Below are 16,837 nucleotides of genomic sequence, written 5' to 3' on the forward strand. Positions count from 1 at the left end.
AAGGAATATTCTAGTAAGCTCGGATGGGACATAATCGTGTAAGACCTAAGTATGTGCAAGCAGAAAGGGCTGTGATTAGCTCAGGAATCCCCGTCGCTTCACCGCGGGGAATGTCAAAAATTGAGAAATTGCAGAGGATAGCTAGGATTGGCGGCGAAGCCCAAAATACCCCGATCGCGGTGTTCGTAAATTAACTGGTTTTGCGCGTCAAATAGGAATGTGCCGCCGCGTTGGGTCATATGGGATGCGTCAGGCACATAGGCTTGCCATTTGCTAAGCACTTCTGCCATGTTGCGGAGGCGTAGGGTGGCGAGTTCAAAGGGTCTTTGATAGCCTTTACCACCTGCCCATTGAAAAAAAGCGCCTTTTAGTGGTGGTAATGGCGCGGCTTTGATGGTTTCATCATCGCCAATTAGTTGTGGCGATCGCCGATCGCCTGTATAACCTCTGAGTACTTCTTTTAATGTGCCTGCGCTCTTGATGCCTGCACACATCAGCATGAGGTTTACCCATGCGCTTTGGGATGGCGAGAGTAGGGGATATTGGGTGGTTAGTCCTGCATAGAGATTGAGTTGTTGATGGATATTGGCGATCGCATCCACATATAACCAGTGAGGATCAAAGCCCGTGAATTTGCAGAAATATTCCCCTGACTGGCGATCGCCAATACCGATCGCTCTTACCGCAATCTGCTCAGCCTTGAGGCGATCAATTTCCCGTTGAATCCACCAAATATATTCCAAACTATCAAAGTCGCCTAGCTGTGACAGCACTAAAACCAATTTGCGACTTGTCGGTGGACAATCATCAAAACAATCATCAAAGATTGAGGCGATCGCTCCATCACTGACCCTTAGTTGCGGAGTCTCATTAATTATTTGATATGGATTTTTGGTGCTGGACATCTGGAATCACACTAACTCTTTGGAGACGATCCCTAATTTAGCAAACATATCTTTATCCTCCTGCCAAGAGGGATTGGTGGTGGTCAGTAATTTGTCGCTGGCAAAGATCGAGTTTGCCCCTGCAAGGAAACATAGGGCTTGTTCGGATGCCGAGAGGCGATCGCGTCCTGCGGATAGGCGCACCATGGCTCTAGGCATCAAGATTCTGGCGGTGGCGACCATTCGCACTAGTACAAGGGGATCAATCGGGGCAAGATCGCCCAAGGGGGTTCCTGTGACGGGGGCTAAGGCATTGATCGGTACTGATTCGGGCTTGGGATTGAGATTAGCGAGGGTATGCAGTAGCTCGATGCGATCGCCCTCCGTTTCACCCATGCCCACAATGCCACCACAGCAAACTTGAATGCCTGCTTCGGCAACATTTTTAATTGTGTCGAGGCGATCGCGGTAGGTGCGCGTACTAATAATTTCAGGATAAAAACTTGCAGAGGTATCTAGATTGTGGTTATAGGCTGTTAATCCTGCTTGGGCGAGGCGCTGTGCCTGATCGGGGCGTAACATTCCCATGGTGACGCAGGCTTCCATGCCCATCCCCGCCACCGTTTCCACCATTTCTATTACCCGTTCAAAATCTTCACCATCAGGGGCATTGCGCCAAGCAGCACCCATGCAAAATCTGGTTGCCCCCTGTTGCTTAGCAGCTTGGGCTTGGCTGATCACTTCCGCTAGAGGTAATAGGGGATATTCTTCGACCGCCGTGGGGTAACGCGCACTTTGAGGGCAGTATTTACAGTCTTCAGGACAACGCCCCGATTTAATATTCGACAATGTACAGATCTGTACCGCATCAATGGGTTGGTACTGACGATGGATCGATTGCGCCTCAAATACTAGGGATAGTAATGGCTGGTGATAGATTTGGGTGACAGATTCAAGGGATATCAAGACGGTATCTATGCTTATTAACTTATTAACTTAGTCGTTTTAGAGCGATCGCTATTCTACCCTGAAATTTGATTTGTCTTTTGATTTACCCTAATGCTGATGACAGGTATACTTGACTATGGTTTGCATAGTGATTACTCAATGAATATGTTCGCATTAAAAAGTCAAAACAAGTCCCAGTATAAAGTTTTGATCTTTCAGGCAGCCATAGTCACCATGAGGAATGCTATTCAGCCCACTGAGACTTTGCAATCGGTCAATCAGATCGATAATTATTAGAATTAATTTAGATAATCTATTCCCCAACATGGACAAATTAGCCACAAGTAGAGCGTCAACACCAATTCTAGAACCTGCCCTAGCGGATATAAAGCAGCGACTAGAGGCAGGCGGCGCATTGCTACCCGACTCCCAACAAAACCTGTTAGAAGTGGTTGGCATTCTCAAGAGCTATGGAGTAGTTTTGGGTGAATATCACAGAAATTTAACCTATATATCCGAATATCAATTTTTAGAAATATTGCCATTTTTTAAATTTTTTAATGGCGAGTTTTCCCTAGGTAAATTAGGCAAGCATCTTTGGCATGATCGCATCAATTTTGAATTTGCCGAATATTGTATGAAAGCGATGCTTTGGCATGGTGGCGGTGGATTGGATGCTTATTTAGATACGGACGAGTTTCAGCAAAATGCTCAAGCGGCGATCGCGGCTCAGATTAAAGGCAATCCCATATTACGATTGCTGCATCGCCTATTTCCCGATTTCTTGGTTGAGCAGGTGCGCCTAATGACCTACTACAGTGCCCTAGGCTACTTCTGGTCATTCATGTCTCCTTTGTTTTTACAGCTTAGCGATCGCTATGATCGGGGTGAAATTACGAGCATTCCTGAGGTGGTACAGCACGTTCAGGATGGACTAGTGGCTGCTGCTGCTGTTCCCTATACTTATAAAGTGGCGATCGCGGGACAAAATTATGAGATTGTGCCTAGCTCAGCCAATTTGAGCTTTTTGATGGATACCGCCGTTCCCTATGTTGAGGCGGTGTTTTTCCGTTCTTTTCCCTTTCGTGGCACAGTTTCCTACAATGCCCAAGCGCATCAAATATCTACGGAGATAGCCCAATTTAATTATGGTGTTCTCTATGCTGACCCGCTTCCCGTTGGTGGTGCAGGCATTCCCCCCACGTTGCTGATGCAAGATATGCGTCATTTCATCCCCGATTATCTCCAAGATTTTTATCGTCAAAGCTCCCGTGGTGATGAGGATATTTTAGTCAAGATTTGTCTATCCTTTCAGAGATCAATGTTTTGCGTAACCACAGCCGCCCTGCGTGGTCTAGCTCCTCACCCCTTGACCACCAATGATCCTCAAGAAAAGCAGCTAAATGATCAGTTCTTAGCTCCTTGGCTGGACAGACTATCGCGATCGCAAATCTTCACATTGCAATAGCCCCAAAACGACTAAGTTAAAATGGCAGCGCTTGGCACTGCCACTCTTTAGCTTCTTGATTGCTTTGTGTTGATTGCTTTGTGCTTCTGTCGTGCTAAGGCTTAAGGACATTGGTGGCAAAAGCACCCACCAAGTTGCCTGCGGGCGCATATTGGCAAACCACATAGAAAGCATTGTAAGTAATGCCATTAATTACCTTTTTGCCAGCCGCCGCCCCAGAGCCTAACTCAACACTGGCTTTCCATACCACCTGTGTAAAATGCCCAGTGTTAGAGGCAAACTGGGGAATAGCATAGTTGTAGTCTTTGACCTCATTATACCAACTCTTGACAGCTTCGGTGGCAAGCTGTACCTCACTAACGGTGGTGGCAGTGGTGTAATAAACATAAATATTTTCGCCTGCGTTGTGGCGCTGTGTGGCAGTACTATGCTGAAATAGGGCATTGGCAGCAAGATATTCTGCCCATTGTTGCGCGGTCATGTCGATATTGGATTGCATCACCATGTTGGGGCTGTGATGTGTGGCGCGGTAGGAATTATGTCTAGCTAAAATTTCATTACGCAAAACCGTTAAGGCGATCGCTGTCATGGATAATTACTCCCAGTGTTGCACTAGTGCTGCAAGTTATGATCCGATGATATAGCGGGTTAGACCTGTCCACTACAAGTCTTAAAATATGTCTCAAAATGTCTCAAAATCCCCCTCGTACCTGTTGGCTATATCAAAGCGATCGCCCAATGCCGTACCTGACAGCATGGCAATGGCAAAAGCAACTGGTAAATGAGCGTAAACAAGCTAGACGCGATGGCAAGGATCTCCCTGATGTTTTGTTGTTGGTTGAACATCCTGCGGTCTATACCTTGGGACAGGGTTCAAGTCTAGAGTTTCTAAAATTTGATCCCGATGATGCTGCGATCGAATGCCATCGCGTTGAACGCGGTGGGGAAGTCACTTACCATGCGATCGGGCAGCTAGTGGGCTACCCCATTTTAAATCTAGACTATCACCAGCGCGATCTCCATTGGTATTTGCGGCAGTTGGAAGAAACAATCATGCAGGTACTAGCCACATATGGCGTGGCATCGCATCGTATCAAGGGTTTGACGGGGGTATGGATTGAGCAAAATGGACAATTTCAAAAGATTGCTCAGGTGGGAATTAAGGTTAGTCAGTGGGTAACAATGCATGGCTTCGCGCTGAATGTGGCGATGGAGCTAGCTGGTTTTGAGAGAATTGTCCCCTGTGGCATTGCCGATTGTCAGGTGTGCAACCTTCAGGATTTTATTGCCGATGTGAGTTTGCCACAGGTGAGATCGGCGATCGCTGCTGCATTCGCCAATACATTTAACCTGCAAATGCAAGATTTCTCTGGGTTTTAAGTAAGCGCAAAATGCTGTAATTGTGATTATACAAGTATCCTACAATACTACATCCTTGGCTTGGTTATATCACGATTATTAAATAAATCCAAAACTTATTCCCTTTACAAAAGCATAATGCCAAATTACAGAAGTACATCAACGCTTTTGTAATTAAAACCTCCAAATCCAGTCAGGATTTTTATAAATTCAAAATTGGCGACACTTTTTTAGCTTTGGAATAGTTTCTACAGCGCTTTGCGCTTACTGAAAACTCAGAGAATGTTTGGGAAGCGGCACTCAGCAATCCTTTTAAAAACTCCTCTGTATTACTTCTCTGTATTACATATAGCCTCAATAGGCTGTATTCTAATTTACTGCTTAGGTATAGAAACATAAAACTCATAAATTTGGTGAAGCTATGAAATTCGAGACACCTATCCAAAAAGACTGCTACGAGAAAATCAAGAGTTGGCTCAATGATTTGTATGAAGATGTCTATACCCCCCCTTACGACTTGCCTGTGTTTGTGTTGCCCTTTGGCTCAGCAACAGCAACTGTAGAGGTGCTGCCTTGGGGCAGTACCGAAGCAATTATTTCTACTTGGTCTTATGTGGTCACAGGAGTTGATATTACTCAAGACCTCATGCAATTCCTATTAAAACAAAATTCAGAAATGCAGTTTGGCGTTTTTAGTATTGATGATGACGGTGATATCAGGTTTCACACCACATTGGTTGGCTCAACCTGCGATCGCCATGAATTACAAACATCAGTATCATCGGTTTTGCAGACTGCCGATCATTTTGATGACACGATCGTAGCAACATGGGGTGGTGAACGCGCCCTCGATCGCGTTGCCTAGTTAATTGGATTAATACCAAATAAAAAAAGGGAACTGCATATTGTTTCGTGAATACCTGCTCAAGATCGGGAAGTAACTGCTCTGAAAAATCATGGAGAAGTTCGCCGATCTTGCCAAACTTCAATAGGTTTAGCGTCCATATTTCGTGCTGACTATGAAATACTTCTTCCGCAGCATGGCTATAGGGACCATGACCGAGATCATGGAGCAGGGCGGCGACCAATGCCACAGGGCGATGCATCGCTAGGTATGGATATTCCAGCGCGATCGCATCAAAGGCGCGGCGGGTCAGTGCCATTACGCCGAGGGCATGGGTAAACCGCGAACCTTCGGCTCCATGAAAGGTAAAGGCAGCGATATCTAATTGGCGAATCCGTCTTAGTCGCTGAAATTCAGGTGTATCGATTAATTGAATTAACAGAGATTCGGTGCGATCGCCACCATTGAGAGTGATCGCGCCATGAATTGGATCATGGTAGGTACGGGATTTACTAAAAAACATCAAGATTCACCGAATTAAATAGACAGTTCCGCAATTAGCTTTAGAGCCGATGCGGAATGTGAAAACAAAAAGGTGACAACTATCCATGTTTGAAAGATCCTTTTCACTTGATCTCTGTGGGCAATCTCATTGAAATAAATTTTCGATCGCACATACACGGCACATTTGCCATCGGGACAATTCACCTTGGAGGGCGGGGCGATCGCACTTTGGGCAGGGCGACATTTGCGCTGAACGTAACTGGATCGTTTTTTGTAACCGCGCAAAGGCTTCATGGACATTTTCGGGCGGTGGTAAGGGTGGGGCAGATTTAGTTAATTTCGGTAAATGACTGGGATGATCCTCAGTTCTGACTTGACGCATAGAGAGGGTTTGCTGTTGGGTTGCCCATTTAGCTGAGGAGAAATGAATGTCGGTAATTGGCAAGGCGATCGCTTTGCCTTGATTGAGCGGTTCGAGTAACCGATGGATTTTGCTTAAAATTCTTAATCTCTCAAAACTGAGTGCCTGTGACCATACAGGGCTTGATACCGCCACCTGCAATACTTTTTGATATACCCCCGTGGGGCTGGACTGCTTAGCGACATTTTCACCCACAATTTCTGCCCAGCGATCGGCAATTAGCAAATATTGACAACGCTGCTGCCAACTAGTGCGCGACTGCATGTCATGGAGAATATTCGATAAACCAGATAAGGACATAGGGTAAGCAACAGTTTTAAAGATATAGTTTCTTATAAGATTTGCGGCACTTCGTGCCGCAAATCTTATTCTGGATTTATCGCATTTGCATTAAATTTTACAATGACTCTAGAAACTGAAATCAATACCGCCGCCGCCCAACTCAAGGGCAGAACGCCACAGGAAACCTTAACTTGGGCATTGAACCACTATAGCAAGATTGCTCTAGCCTCTAGCTTTGGTGCTGAAGATGTGGTGCTAATTGACATGATCGCCAAAATTTGCCCCGATGCACCTGCAAATTTTTATGTTTTTACCCTAGATACAGGACGCTTGCCCGTGGAAACCTATGATGTCATGGCGCAGGTGCAACAAAAGTATCCCCAGTTAAATTTGCAAATTATGTTTCCACAGGCTGACGCTGTGCAGGAAATGGTCAGCACGAAGGGAATCAACCTATTTTATGACAGTGTGGAAAATCGCAAACAATGCTGCTATATCCGTAAGGTCGAGCCGCTTAGTCGGGCGACACAGGGTTTAGAAGCTTGGATCACGGGGCTAAGGCGCGATCAAACGGCGAACCGTGCCACGATGGAAACCGTGGAGTTGGATGCCGATCGCCAAATTGCCAAGATTAATCCCCTCATTGACTGGTCAAATGATGATGTGTGGGCTTATATTCGCAACCATGATGTGCCGTATAACAAGCTGCACGATCGCAATTTTCCTAGCATTGGTTGTGCGCCCTGCACGAGGGCGATCGCTGAGGGTGAAGATCTCCGCGCTGGGCGTTGGTGGTGGGAGATGAGCAATCAGGAATGTGGTTTGCACGTCACTAGCGATGGTCGTTTGGTAAGAGCAAAGTCATAATTTCATTGGGAACGCAATGCAATATCGTAATTGGTATTTTCGAGGGTGGCGATCGCGGTATGGGTTTCAGCGATCGCGCCATTTGTCGACCGATGCCCAACCACCGCAGCCACCGATTTTATTAATTCATGGTTTTGGCGCGGCGATCGATCAATGGCGGGACAATGTGCCTGCCTTAGCCGAGTCGCATATGGTCTATGCCATCGATTTGCTAGGATTTGGCGGTTCTGAAAAACCAGTCACCCATTATTCAATCGCCCTTTGGGTGGAGCAGGTTTTCCAGTTTTGGCAAAAATTTATTGGTGTGCCGATGGTGATTGTCGGTAATTCCATTGGTGCATTAGTTGCCGCGATCGCCGCGAGTCAGCATCCTGAAATGGCGGCAGGGATCATAACGATTAGTTTGCCCGATATTGATGCCTTTAATGCGATGGTTCCCAAAGCATTGCAGCCCCTTGAACGCGCTGTGAAGGCGATCGTTGCCGCCATCTTCGTCAAGCCCCTGTTTTATTTGATCCGCCAACCCTTTGTGATTCGGTGGGTGCTGAAGAGTATTGTCTATAGCGATCGCCGCCGTGTGGATGCTCAATTAGTGGAAATCATCGCCAAACCTGCCCACGATCGCCAAGCCGCCGATGCCTTTGTTGCCCTCAACCGCAGCCTCAATGCTCCCAATTATTCCCCCAACCTGCCTGAGGCATTGTCAAAGTTGCAAGCGCCGTTACTCATTCTTTGGGGTAAAAGCGATCGCCTAATTCCACCATCGGAAGGGAAGCGACTGCTGCAATTTGCACCTGAGGCTAGTCTCATTTATTTAGAAAATGTCGGACATTGCGCCCATGATGATGCCCCTGATCAGGTTAATCAAATAATTTTAGATTGGGTCGCCCAAACCCAATTAGCTGTGCAATCAAGTTATGCGGTTGCACCGTAATTTAACTCAAAATTAAGAAATGGCTAAGCCATTTCTTAATTTTGCAAAGCCAATACTCTAGTCAATATGGAGATCGTGCCGAAGGCGATTAAAATAATTCCGCTTAACCAATTTAGTCCACTTGACCAGCGCCGTAATTCTAGAAATTGCTTGATCAAGCCTGTAAATGTACCCGCGATCGCTAAGGGAATGACGGAGCCGATCGCATATGCTAATAACAATTCGGTTCCAAATAGAATATTGCCTGAGCCAGATACCCAAGCCAATAATGTCACCAATACGGGTGTGCTGCAAGGGGAAGCGACAAACCCAAAGGACAAGCCAATCAAGAGCGATCGCCAAGATTTTGGTAAGTTTGGCGATATTTCCCAGTTGCCAAAACTCGGTAATCGCAAGGCAATGACTTCTAATAGCTGCAATCCCATTGTGATCGCAATTATGCCCATGACGATTGACCAGCCCCAAGCGGTTTGTCCGTAGATTTTGCCGAGGAGGGCGGCGGCAAGTCCAAAGCCTGTTAGGGCGATCGCAAACCCCAAACAGAACCATGCCGACTGTTTTGCCGATTGCCATGTGTCCTTAGACTCATAGCCGCCGATATAGCCAATGGTAAGCGGCAACATTGACAATGTGCATGGGGTTAGGCTTGTCACTAATCCTGCTAAAAAGACAATGCCCAAGGTGAGCCAAGATGCTTGATGGAGTTGGCTATCGACTAAGCCGTTGCTCCATTGCTCTAGTTGATAAAAATAATTGGGCAGCGATCGCCAGAAGTCTTGCATATTATGAATTTAACATAGCTTTGTAATAAAAAGGGGGAAGAATTTTCTTCTTCCCCCCTTTTCAAGAGACGATTGATGGCGATCTTGAGCCAGCTAAATTACTGAGGCTTGATCTTGTTGCTATCCAAGATCCTCTGAGTTTCAGGTCCTGGTTGGTAGGTATAGCCCCAAGTTGCATTTTGGCTATCGTCAATAATGCGTGGTGTGACAATGATAACAACCTCACTGCGATTATTTTGAGAACTACTAGAACGGAAAAGAGCACCAATAATTGGTAAATCCCCAAAAAACGGAACTTTACTAACAGATTCTATATCTGAATCCTGAATTACACCAGACAGAATGAAGGTTTGACCGTCACGCAAGCGAATTTTACCAGAGTTTAGAATTCTGTTAGATAGAAGTGTTAATGGAGTCCCACCAGGTGCAGTTACACTTCCTACTGGAGCAGAGACGATTGGTGAAATGGATAGATTCACAAAACCATTGTCGTCAACTCTATCAATTTGTATAGAAAGAGTCAATCCAGCTTGTGCTTTTGTAGGTTCTATCACTGTTGTTGTTATATTGTTACTACTCGTAGTAGTAGTCCTTGTACCAGTAGATATATCTTGTGTCAGTGCAACTGTAGCTGTTTCACCTTCTTGAACAGTTAAACTTGGATCAGTTAAAATCTTGGCATTGCCAGCATTAATTGAAGCAATAATACTGGCAATCAATTGCCGAGGTAATGTAACAGACTGTCCACTATCAAACCGTATTCCTATAGATTGATTATTAGTTCCGGAAATAGAAGGATTTCCACCTATGAAATTAACTCCTCCCGCAACGGTCTGACCACCGCTAAGATTGACTTCAACAACACGAACATTGACATTGACTTGACGTTTCCGCAAGTCTAACCTGGCAAGTTGTGCTTCAGCAAATTCAACTTGCCGAGGTGAACCAATAAGAGTTAGAGAGTTAGAACGCTCTTCAGCAATAACTTGTAACCCTTTAAGTAATGGAGATGATCCAGATTCGGCAGGAATGGATATAGTTTCCAGTGTTGGTACGGCTTCAGTTGTGACATTAATGATTGCCTGAGCCGCCGTGCCAAGTGTTGCGGTCTGCACACCAGGAATTGGGCGTTGACGGCTAACCACACGGGATGCGCCTAAACCAATCAGATAAGCAGAAGCTTCTCCAGTGGTGATTTGATTGAGACGATAGCTTTTGGTGACAAGGTTTTTGAGGGTGACAGGCAGTCTGGTTCCAACAAAGATCGTGTTGCCAATTCGATTCGCTTCTAAACAAGTAATTCTCAAAACATTATTGAAAATGTCTTGAACAGGTTCATTTTTAATGTCAATGTCAACTTTACGATCAAGCCTGGGTTTGAGACAAACATCCTCATCCGTAGGTGGTGGACTTGGCGTCGCAGGTTCGCCAGTATCTAAAGAGACAACATTTAAATCAACAATCCGACCAAGTGCAGACAAGACATCGATAGCCCTCGCGACAAACCTAAAACTTGGCACTCGTTCCGCAGTACCGAGTTCGACAATATCAGCACGGAGTCTGGCGGTCGTGGTGGCAATGTCACCAACGGGTGGCGTTTTGATTTGGCGGAATGGTGGCACGACCCCAGGTACACGCCCAGGCAATTGTGGCGAAACAGGATTATTTACAGGGGGAGGTACTGTTTGCGGCGTATTAGCTTGCGGCGCATTAGTTTGAGCAACCCGTGTTTTGCCATCAGTACCAGTCACAGAGACCTGAGGCTTGAATAGGGGCTGACCCACAGAAGAATTGACAGCCGTATTTTGAGCAACCACAGTACGGTTAGGATCAGCAGCATTATTCCCATTGATCACCCCAGCTTCGGGCAGATTGGCAGCAGAAATAGTATTAGATTGGGTTGCCGAAGGCTGCATCTCTAGGCTAAAGGTGAGGCGATCGCCACTATCTTGACGCTTAAACAAATCCTTAAACATTTCAGGATCATTAGCCGTTACCCTGATCCGTACCCGATTGGCGGCATATTGAGTCGCCTCGATCGCCGTCACCCCAGGCACAGGATTTGCCTTGGCATAGCTGGCATTACCATTATTTAGCTGTAACTGTGCGCCATTGAGCAGCGCGATCCATGCCTTGCCCTGACGGGTATAGGTCACTTGAGGGCGATCGCTACTGGCAAAATTTAGCACCAAGTTGAGGCGATCGCCTGACACATTGGCATCAATATCTGTAATACGACTAGCAACCCCCAACACATCAGCAGGGCTAGGCGGATTTGCCGAAACCGCAGTCTGGGCATTAGCAGGGGATAGCATCAGCACATGGGGACAACTTGCAGCGATCAAAAACCAGCAAGCCAGAGACTTACTACGCAACCCGAAATTCAACCCAAAATTTAAATTGGTATTCATATTCATAAATTACACTCCTCTAGCTTCTTAACGAAGCTCAATACACTTAATCCTTGTAGAAATCCTGTTTAGAAATCCTGTTTGGAAATCTATTCTGGTTAGGCGATCGCACAATGTAATTCCCCTGGCTAACCCCACAGAAATACAACTCAACACAAAAGTTAGACGTGAAATCAAACGTGAAATCAAACGTGAAAATCAACACTCAACACAAAAAGCCAACATAACCCGATAGGGTTAACCATAATCTCGTCAAAACCACAGAATTAACCAACTTATTTAGACGTGATTATGGAGCGAGATTATATCACAGCTTGCCATTTTTTAGTCAATACCAACTAGAGATTTATCTGTTTCCGAAAGCTATTCAGCATAAGCAAGCACAAACGACCTTACCAAAATTAACCAAAAAGCTGACTTCAGCCCCTTGCTCCACTTATTATTTTGGAGGCGCAGCCGCAGCCGCAGCCGCAGCCGCAAGCTCCTCCTGAGTTTTTGGCACAAAAGCTTGCAGCGTAAAATCTGCCCCTAGCAATGGTGGCAAGCTATCAATAATGTCCTTTTCTCGACCAGGAATAATCGGGCGTGAAAATTTAAAAGAGTCAGCAGGAATAGTTTTTTTCGTGAGCCTGAGATCCTTAACGACTAGTAATGGCTTCAGGCGCTCAATCTTTTGAATCGTGGACATGACATCTTCAAATTTGCCATCAAAGCCGATCGCAAAGGAATAGGTATAGTACTGCCCATCATCCTTGCGTTCAGAGGGCTGAAAGGAGCGCAAAGTCCCCGCCAGCTCATAGGAGAAGTCGGGGGGCAGAGCAATAATGATTGTCTTAGGGATCTGCTCTTGAATATCGCGGATCAAAGTATCAATATTATTCACACTAGGCAGCAAAGAAAGTACAAATTTATTTTGTTCATTCGCCGCCGCAATCTTTTCAGCAACATTGCCCTTACTCGCAACCTGACCTTCTAAGGCCTGTACTGAAGATTTCGTCTTCTCAATATTTTGCTGTCCCTGTTGGTATTCATTCCAAAGTGGCACAACAAACTCATTGGCAGCATAACCACCAAGACCAATACCTGCTACCCCCATCAAAATCCCTAAAATTTTGGAGGTAAAGGTAAATCCAAATAAAGTAATACCGCCTGCGCCTTCATCATTTCCTGCGGCAATTCCAGCGTTTGTCATTTTATTTAATCACTCCCTGTTGTTTCAATAGGTTAACTCTGGCAACTAAACCATCAGCCCCCGCCTTTTGCAGGTCTGGCAGAATTTCGCTAATTGGTTTCGTGCTAAGGGCGGTTTGGATCTGGAAATTGACCAAATTAAAATTGCGATCGACCGTTGCTGCTTGCAATGTCGATGAAATCAGCCTTGTATCTGCATCGTCTAGCAATGGTGAAGCTTTGAGCAGCAGCAAAAAGTCATTCAACTCGGTATAGCTCGTTGCCTTGCCCACTAGGGAAATTGTGGTTTTGCCCTCGGCTCCTAGGGCCTGTGTCAGCGAATCCACCTGCACAGTAATTGGGGTACGTTTTCTAATGTCATCAGCGATCGCGCTTATGGGCAGATTCCCCACAAACAGATTCACCAAACCATTAGTACGTGCCTCGATCGCCTTTAGTTGATCTTCCTGCACCTTTAGTGAGTCGATGCGGCTTTTTAGCTCCGCTTCCTTAGAGGTTAGGGTTGCCACCTCTTGCCTTACACCCTCATTGATCGTGCTTAAAAATAGGTATGCACCACCCACCAATGACAAGGCAACCACCGCGATCGCACCGCCAAAAATGAGGAACTGCGAATCGGCGATCGGCTGACGCTCTACCGCATTAGCCTGCTCTATAGCTGTGCGATCGCTTAAAAAATTAATATCAAGTGTATACATAAATCCTAATTAAACCTCCCTCAAACCAAGTCCTAGTGCGGTCGCCAGCGACATTCGATCCTGTATGGGGATATCCCCATCAAAACTTGCTCCAATCGCTGTGATTGGATCAACGGCATTGGCAGCAATGCCAAGACGTTGGCTAAAAAATTCATTTAGCTGACCAATGCAAGCCCCAGGACCTGCAATCAAAATCTGCACCACATCCGAGCCAGGAGACTGACTCGTATAAAAATCAATGGAGCGCCGCAACTCATCGGACAAGTCACCAACCACCCGCATAATCGCCGCATCCCCTGGGGTACTACCGCCACCCATCAAACTTGCAGTATCAATGGATTGCACAGGCACAACCGTAGAACTCAACATTTCCATGTCCGTTGTCCTGCGGGGCGGCAAGTTAATTGCTCGCAGTTGTGCATTTTGAATCTGCACCGTACCAATGGGGAAAGTGCGCGAAAATTGCGGTACACCGTCAACCGCCACCGTAATTTCCGTTGACTCATACTCAATATCCACAACTGCCACTGCCTCCGCCAAGGTGCTAAAGCGCGATAGCTCATTGTGCATGGCACGAATCAGCGCAAAGCTGCTCACCTCCACAATATCCACCTTGAGTTGGGCTATTTCCATCGCTTGGATGTAGCTATCTGTCACCTCTTTAGGGGTTGCCACCATCAATATTTCGATGCGCTCAATGCCATCATCATCAAGGGCAGTTCCCAATTTCTGATAGTCCACATCCGCATCTTCACGGGGGAAAGGCAAATATAAACTTGCCTCCTGATTTAAGACCATTTCCCGTAACTCAATATCAGGAATTTCCGCAGGTAAACGGATCAAACGGCTGACGGTTTCGCGACCAGGCAGCGCTGTCGCCACCTGTTTGACCTTGATTTTCTTCTCTGTGAGCAAGCTGCGAATGACTTCTCCCAGTGCTACAGGATCAAGAATCCGCCCTTCCTCAACTGTGCCTTCGGGAAGCTCTTTACTACCATGCGCCACCAGCTTGTAGGCGGACTGACCCTTGCGGCGCAGTTGCACTAGGTTAATTTTCTCGGAAGTGATTTCAATTCCGATCCCTTTTTTAGACTTTCCGCCAAACTTTAAGCCGAACATAAGCGTGTCTTTGTAAGTTTTGTAGCTTTTGTAGCACTGGAGATAATAATGCAGGGATTATAGACTGATAGTGAACATTGTCAATAGAAGTAATCAAAAATAATCCAGACTTTTACTAGCGATCGCCAACAGTAGCTAAATCCGCTTGTAACTTATAGACGATTTCGGCTGTTTGTGCAAACAAAAAAAGAGGCGCTAAGCACCTCTCTTGTTGTTGTTTTTGTTTGAGCGCAAAGACGCTGTACTGTCGATTAACTGCCGCCACGCAGTTGCAACTGCCGCGTTTGGATCATGCTTCTGAGATTTGCGTCCTGTCGTTGCTCCCTTGTAATTTGGTTGAATTCTTTGTTTGTAAAACCCCGCCGCCGAATTTCCTCTTCTGTAAAGCTGCGTAGTTGACCACATAGAGCCTGCAAAAATTCGGGCTGCTTTTCAAGATCACACACCTTAGTTTGTTGGGATTCGGCAACATTTGCGACTTGGCTCCAGTTGGGATGGCTTTTGGCAGCCCGAAATATTTCTAAACGCTTGTTTTCGATCGCATTGGCGGCGATCGCATAACGTGTGATCTGATCATCACCAAATACAGCCTGATTCAAAATATTATTTAGCTGCATGATCGTTGGTGAGGTCTGCGCCTGTGCTGCAAGGCGATCGCCAAATATTAACGGCTCAGCGATCGCGCTCAATAAACAGATGCCCCACAAACTGACTGCATACTTAGCGAAGCTAGGACTAAACGCAAAGCTAGGACTAAATTTGATCCTAAATTTGATCCTAAAATTATTGTTCCGAAAAAATGAATGCCTCTGATGGGTCGCTTTCGTGATCATCGCTATCTTTCAACCAAATTACTAACAAAGTTACTAGAGACGTAATGCCAAGGATCGACCGCACAAAGTGCAACCTATCCTTAAGTAATCCAATACAAAACTTATTGACTCAAACCAGTTGATTTTGTTGCCTTAGATAGGATTGGATAAATGGCTCTAGATCGCCATTCATCACGTTTTGGATATTTGTGGTTTCAGTGCTGGTGCGTAAATCCTTGACCAGTTGGTAAGGATGAAACACATAATTGCGGATTTGGTTGCCCCATGCCGCCTCCACCATATCGCCGCGAATATCGGCAATTTTTTGGGCGTGCTGCTCTTGGGCAATAATCATCAATTTGGCTTTGAGCAATCGCATTGCCGTTTCCTTATTTTGCAACTGCGATCGCTCTTGGGTACAACGCACCGAGATCCCTGTAGGTAAGTGCGTAATCCTTACTGCCGTCTCCACCTTATTGACGTTCTGCCCCCCCTTGCCCCCTGCACGAGTGGTGGTTATATCTAAATCCTTGGGATCAATATCTAACGCCACATCCTCCTCGATTAGGGGCATCACCTCCACCCCCGCGAAGCTAGTTTGGCGCTTGTCATTGGCATTAAATGGCGAAATTCGTACTAGGCGATGCGTCCCTTTTTCGGGGGCAAGGTAGCCATAGGCATAGCGCCCATGGACGAGCAAGGTCACAGACTTAATGCCTGCCTCTTCCCCCTCAGATATTTCTGATATCTCCACCCGATAGCCCTGCGACTCACAAAAGCGGGTATACATTCGCAAGAGCATTTCTGTCCAATCTTGGGCATCAGTACCACCCGCCCCCGCATTAATCGTGAGAATCGCATCATATTTGTCGTATGTCCCTGACAGCAACTGCTCTAGATCCCAGCGATCGAATTCTTGCGTAAGTTGGGCTAGGGTTTGCTTTGCCTCATCCTCAAGGGCTTGATCGTCTTCCATTGCCAATAGCTCGGCGATCGCTTCGAGATTTTCAATGCTTTTGCGCCAACGGGCGATCGTATCGAGATAAGACTTGAGACCATCGAGTTCACGCATTGTTTTTTGCGCTTGCTCACTATTTTCCCAAAATTCTGGTTGCGCCGCCGTATGCTCAAGGTCACTAATTTTGGCAGCGATCGCAGGTACGTCAAAGATAGTCCTGAGCGATGCTCAGGCGTTGGCATAAAACTTGAGTCTGGCGATTAATTTCGGTAATGTCCATTTATTTGGCTATGTATTTGACTATGTATTTGACTATGTATTTGGCTATGTATTTGGTCTGATACAAATTCTTTAA

The 16,837-nt window shown here is 46.1% G+C and carries 16 protein-coding genes and 1 pseudogene; 5 read left to right on the forward strand and 12 right to left on the reverse strand.

The window, feature by feature from the left end; translation table 11 throughout:
• Positions 1 to 113: 113 nt before the first annotated feature.
• Both H6F44_RS08655 and bioB read right to left on the reverse strand, forming a co-directional pair.
• Positions 114 to 905: a peroxiredoxin-like family protein gene (locus tag H6F44_RS08655; protein WP_190350555.1), complete on the reverse strand. Its 792-nt coding sequence runs from the start codon at positions 903 to 905 to the stop codon at positions 114 to 116.
• 6 nt (positions 906 to 911) lie between these two features.
• Positions 912 to 1,850, reverse strand: a complete 939-nt coding sequence (gene bioB / locus H6F44_RS08660) for a biotin synthase BioB (RefSeq protein ID WP_190350556.1) — start codon at positions 1,848 to 1,850, stop codon at positions 912 to 914.
• A gap of 307 nt (positions 1,851 to 2,157) precedes the next feature.
• On the opposite strand from bioB, the gene H6F44_RS08665 reads away from it, so the two are divergent.
• The gene (locus H6F44_RS08665; protein WP_190350557.1) at positions 2,158 to 3,300 is read left to right on the forward strand and encodes a CO2 hydration protein; all 1,143 of its coding nucleotides are present in this window, start codon (positions 2,158 to 2,160) and stop codon (positions 3,298 to 3,300) included.
• A gap of 94 nt (positions 3,301 to 3,394) precedes the next feature.
• Here the strand turns inward: H6F44_RS08665 and H6F44_RS08670 are convergent, their stop codons facing one another.
• Entirely contained in the window at positions 3,395 to 3,889 is a 495-nt protein-coding gene (locus H6F44_RS08670) for a CAP family protein (protein ID WP_190350558.1), read from the reverse strand.
• A 98-nt stretch (positions 3,890 to 3,987) separates the two neighbouring features.
• On the opposite strand from H6F44_RS08670, the gene lipB reads away from it, so the two are divergent.
• On the forward strand, positions 3,988 to 4,680 hold the full coding sequence (gene lipB, locus H6F44_RS08675; protein ID WP_242016501.1) for a lipoyl(octanoyl) transferase LipB: 693 nt from the start codon (positions 3,988 to 3,990) through the stop codon (positions 4,678 to 4,680).
• A 400-nt stretch (positions 4,681 to 5,080) separates the two neighbouring features.
• Positions 5,081 to 5,524, forward strand: a complete 444-nt coding sequence (locus H6F44_RS23130; protein WP_190350559.1) for a T3SS (YopN, CesT) and YbjN peptide-binding chaperone 1 — start codon at positions 5,081 to 5,083, stop codon at positions 5,522 to 5,524.
• Positions 5,525 to 5,657: 133 nt separating this feature from the next.
• Here H6F44_RS23130 and H6F44_RS23535 read toward each other — a convergent pair.
• Positions 5,658 to 6,026 (reverse strand): annotated as a pseudogene (locus tag H6F44_RS23535) (HD domain-containing protein); the annotation flags it as partial.
• Between the two features lie 126 nt (positions 6,027 to 6,152).
• The gene (locus H6F44_RS08690) at positions 6,153 to 6,728 is read right to left on the reverse strand and encodes a DciA family protein (RefSeq protein WP_190350560.1); all 576 of its coding nucleotides are present in this window, start codon (positions 6,726 to 6,728) and stop codon (positions 6,153 to 6,155) included.
• A gap of 102 nt (positions 6,729 to 6,830) precedes the next feature.
• On the opposite strand from H6F44_RS08690, the gene H6F44_RS08695 reads away from it, so the two are divergent.
• Together H6F44_RS08695 and H6F44_RS08700 are read left to right on the forward strand one after the other, a co-directional pair.
• Positions 6,831 to 7,577, forward strand: coding sequence for a phosphoadenylyl-sulfate reductase (locus H6F44_RS08695; RefSeq protein ID WP_190350561.1), 747 nt, complete (start codon positions 6,831 to 6,833; stop codon positions 7,575 to 7,577).
• 16 nt (positions 7,578 to 7,593) lie between these two features.
• Positions 7,594 to 8,511 carry an alpha/beta fold hydrolase gene (locus H6F44_RS08700; protein WP_190350562.1) on the forward strand — a complete coding sequence of 306 codons (918 nt, stop codon included), beginning with the start codon at positions 7,594 to 7,596 and terminating at the stop codon, positions 8,509 to 8,511.
• A gap of 35 nt (positions 8,512 to 8,546) precedes the next feature.
• On the opposite strand, the gene H6F44_RS08705 is transcribed toward H6F44_RS08700, so the two are convergent.
• The 7 genes from H6F44_RS08705 to prfB form a co-directional block, all read right to left on the reverse strand.
• The gene (locus H6F44_RS08705) at positions 8,547 to 9,293 is read right to left on the reverse strand and encodes a cytochrome c biogenesis CcdA family protein (protein WP_190350563.1); all 747 of its coding nucleotides are present in this window, start codon (positions 9,291 to 9,293) and stop codon (positions 8,547 to 8,549) included.
• Positions 9,294 to 9,391: 98 nt separating this feature from the next.
• Positions 9,392 to 11,710, reverse strand: a complete 2,319-nt coding sequence (locus tag H6F44_RS08710; RefSeq protein ID WP_190350564.1) for a secretin N-terminal domain-containing protein — start codon at positions 11,708 to 11,710, stop codon at positions 9,392 to 9,394.
• A gap of 433 nt (positions 11,711 to 12,143) precedes the next feature.
• On the reverse strand, positions 12,144 to 12,896 hold the full coding sequence (locus H6F44_RS08715; RefSeq protein WP_190350565.1) for a hypothetical protein: 753 nt from the start codon (positions 12,894 to 12,896) through the stop codon (positions 12,144 to 12,146).
• A 1-nt stretch (position 12,897) separates the two neighbouring features.
• Positions 12,898 to 13,593 carry a PilN domain-containing protein gene (locus tag H6F44_RS08720; protein ID WP_190350566.1) on the reverse strand — a complete coding sequence of 232 codons (696 nt, stop codon included), beginning with the start codon at positions 13,591 to 13,593 and terminating at the stop codon, positions 12,898 to 12,900.
• Positions 13,594 to 13,602: 9 nt separating this feature from the next.
• On the reverse strand, positions 13,603 to 14,712 hold the full coding sequence (gene pilM, locus H6F44_RS08725) for a type IV pilus biogenesis protein PilM (RefSeq protein WP_190350567.1): 1,110 nt from the start codon (positions 14,710 to 14,712) through the stop codon (positions 13,603 to 13,605).
• Positions 14,713 to 14,963: 251 nt separating this feature from the next.
• Positions 14,964 to 15,545: a DUF4168 domain-containing protein gene (locus tag H6F44_RS08730; protein ID WP_190350568.1), complete on the reverse strand. Its 582-nt coding sequence runs from the start codon at positions 15,543 to 15,545 to the stop codon at positions 14,964 to 14,966.
• A gap of 109 nt (positions 15,546 to 15,654) precedes the next feature.
• Positions 15,655 to 16,762 (reverse strand): peptide chain release factor 2 gene (gene prfB / locus H6F44_RS08735; RefSeq protein ID WP_190350569.1). Its coding sequence is split into 2 segments (ribosomal slippage): positions 15,655 to 16,689 and positions 16,691 to 16,762, totalling 1,107 coding nucleotides; the frame shifts between segments, so codons are not numbered across the junction.
• Between the last annotated feature and the right edge of the window lie 75 nt (positions 16,763 to 16,837).

It is taken from the genome of Pseudanabaena cinerea FACHB-1277 (assembly GCF_014696345.1).
In the GTDB taxonomy this organism is placed as follows: domain Bacteria; phylum Cyanobacteriota; class Cyanobacteriia; order Pseudanabaenales; family Pseudanabaenaceae; genus Pseudanabaena; species Pseudanabaena cinerea.